A 2,059-nucleotide genomic window follows, 5' to 3' on the forward strand; every position below is an offset into this window, starting at 1 on the left:
GTGGCGCGGCAATACTCGCGGATTTCGCCGAGCACCTGATCGGCGGTGGCGTGTCCCTGGTGTTCCTCGACCCGCATGGTTGATCTCCCGCGGCTTGATCCCTGCCTGCAATCAGGGGGCAACCGCCGGAATGCGTCAACCACAATCGGAGTGGGCAGGAAATGTGGGCGCACGCCCATATGCCGGCCCCCAATCCTCAGGGGCGCGCCGGCCATTGCGGCGGGTGACTGCCGAGCGGCATCGCCGGGCGGGCCCAGAACGCCGGTGTTTTCGACAGCATCGCCGCGTGCCTGACCGACCGCAGCGGGCCAAAACCGGAGGGAAGATCCTCGATCAACGGCGTGACCGCGTCGCCCTTCAAATCCTCGATCCCAAAACCGTCGGCGACGCGGCCGAGATTCCACAGCCATTGCCCGGTCCGTGCCAGCGATACCCTGACGTGCCAGCTGCCGCCTTCGCGCGCCTGACGCGCCTTCGCCATCATGGCGCCGAACGCCATCAGGTAGCCGGTGGCGTGGTCGAGCATTTGCGCCGGCAGTTCCTTCGGACCCTCCACCCCGGCCGCCACGCCTTCGGCATGATTGAAACCGGTCGCAGTCTGCACCAGCGAGTCGAAGCCGCGGCGCCCGGCCCATGGCCCGGCGTGGCCATAGGCCGAAAGCGACACATAGACGATGCCGGGATTGATCTTCGCCGCGTCTTCCGGCGAGAAGCCGAGCGCGGCAATGGATTGCGGCCGGTAGCCCTGCGAGAAAATATCCGCATCCGCCAGCAGGTCGCGCAGGACTTGCCGTCCTTGCTCACTCCTCAGTTCGACAAAGCTGGTGAGCTTGCCGCGACCGGTGTCGATGGTGAGCCAGGGAATGAACGGCAAATCGGGACCGGAAATCAGCAGCACGTCGGCGCCATGCGCCGCCAGCGTGCGGCAGGCGACGGGACCAGCGATCACCCGTGACAGATCGAGCACGCGCAGCCCGGCCAGCGGGCGATCGCCGCCGGGCCCAATTCTCGTAGGCCAGGATTTTGGCGCGGCATCGCCGATCTTTTCGATCGAGACCAAAGGCTGTTCGGCCAGTGCCTTTGCGTGCGGGTGCGCCAGCCATTGCTCGCGCGAGCGCATCATCGCGACCACGCCGCCGGCGGCATAGGCCGCGGTCTCGAACGCCTCGGCGTCCCATTGCAGCAGGGCGGCCTGGACGTCGTCGCGCTCCGGTTTGCAGTTCAGCACCTTGCAGACGGCATCGCGGTGATGACTGAAATTGGTATGCAGCCGCACGAAGCGCGCGTCGCGGGTTTTGTAGATCCCGGCGATGGCGTCCCAGGCCGGCGGCGGCGGTCTGCCGTCGACGCGAAGGTAGCGCTCGCTGCGGCATTCGACGACGGCATGACGCATATCGACGGCGACGCCTTGCGCTTGTCCGCTGCGCATCTGCCAGATCTGCGCGGCGGCAAGGCCAGTCGCGGCAATCGAAGCCTGCGCGGCGGCGGCGACACGAAACGACGACGGCAATTGCGGCTCCTCGCCATCAAGCGTGACAGCATCGAGCGCGGAGGGTTCGCCGCCAGCGGACGTCCAGATGTCGGCGAGAATTTCGCGGGGGGTTTGCATGGGGGCTTCTCGTTTATCTCAGGCCGCCATTCAAAGCGGATGAATGGCCGGGTCAAGCCCGGCCGCGACGAGGCACCGCTCTTTCGACGTCATTGCGAGGAGCTCTTGTCCGCCGAAGCCCGCCTTCGGGCGAAGGCGGATGCGACGTAGCAATCCATTTCGCAGCGCAAAGAAAAGATGGATTGCTTCGTCGCAAGAGCTCCTCGCAATGACGATCTCAGGACATGCGTATAATTCTCGCGGCGCATCTCGCCCGAGGTTTGCTATCAAATTCCTCACCCTCTCAAGCAGAGGGCGCAGGGAAAGCCGGGTGCGCGCTGCACCCGCGGTCTCGTGTGCGGTAGTTTAAGTGGTAGGCGGCACACGAGCATACAGGTGAAGCGGAGGCATCCGGCTTTCCCTGCGCGATGGTTTAAGGCTTATACGTGCTCTTCTCGGTGAGCCCTGCAC

At 65.4% G+C, this 2,059-nt stretch carries 1 protein-coding gene; it reads right to left on the reverse strand.

Going from position 1 to position 2,059, the window contains the following annotated elements; translation table 11 throughout:
- Positions 1-196: 196 nt before the first annotated feature.
- Positions 197-1,609 (reverse strand): CoA transferase, encoded by a 1,413-nt coding sequence (locus tag Q7U29_RS01585; RefSeq protein WP_304737650.1) that lies wholly within the window; start codon positions 1,607-1,609, stop codon positions 197-199.
- Positions 1,610-2,059: the final 450 nt, after the last annotated feature.

It is taken from the genome of Bradyrhizobium sp., assembly GCF_030654605.1.
GTDB lineage: Bacteria > Pseudomonadota > Alphaproteobacteria > Rhizobiales > Xanthobacteraceae > Bradyrhizobium.

Bases quoted from the DNA above. Each gene is read 5' to 3' on its own strand.
- Q7U29_RS01585 (WP_304737650.1), bottom strand. From the start codon at position 1,609: ATGCAAACCCCCCGCGAAATTCTCGCCGACATCTGGACGTCCGCTGGC.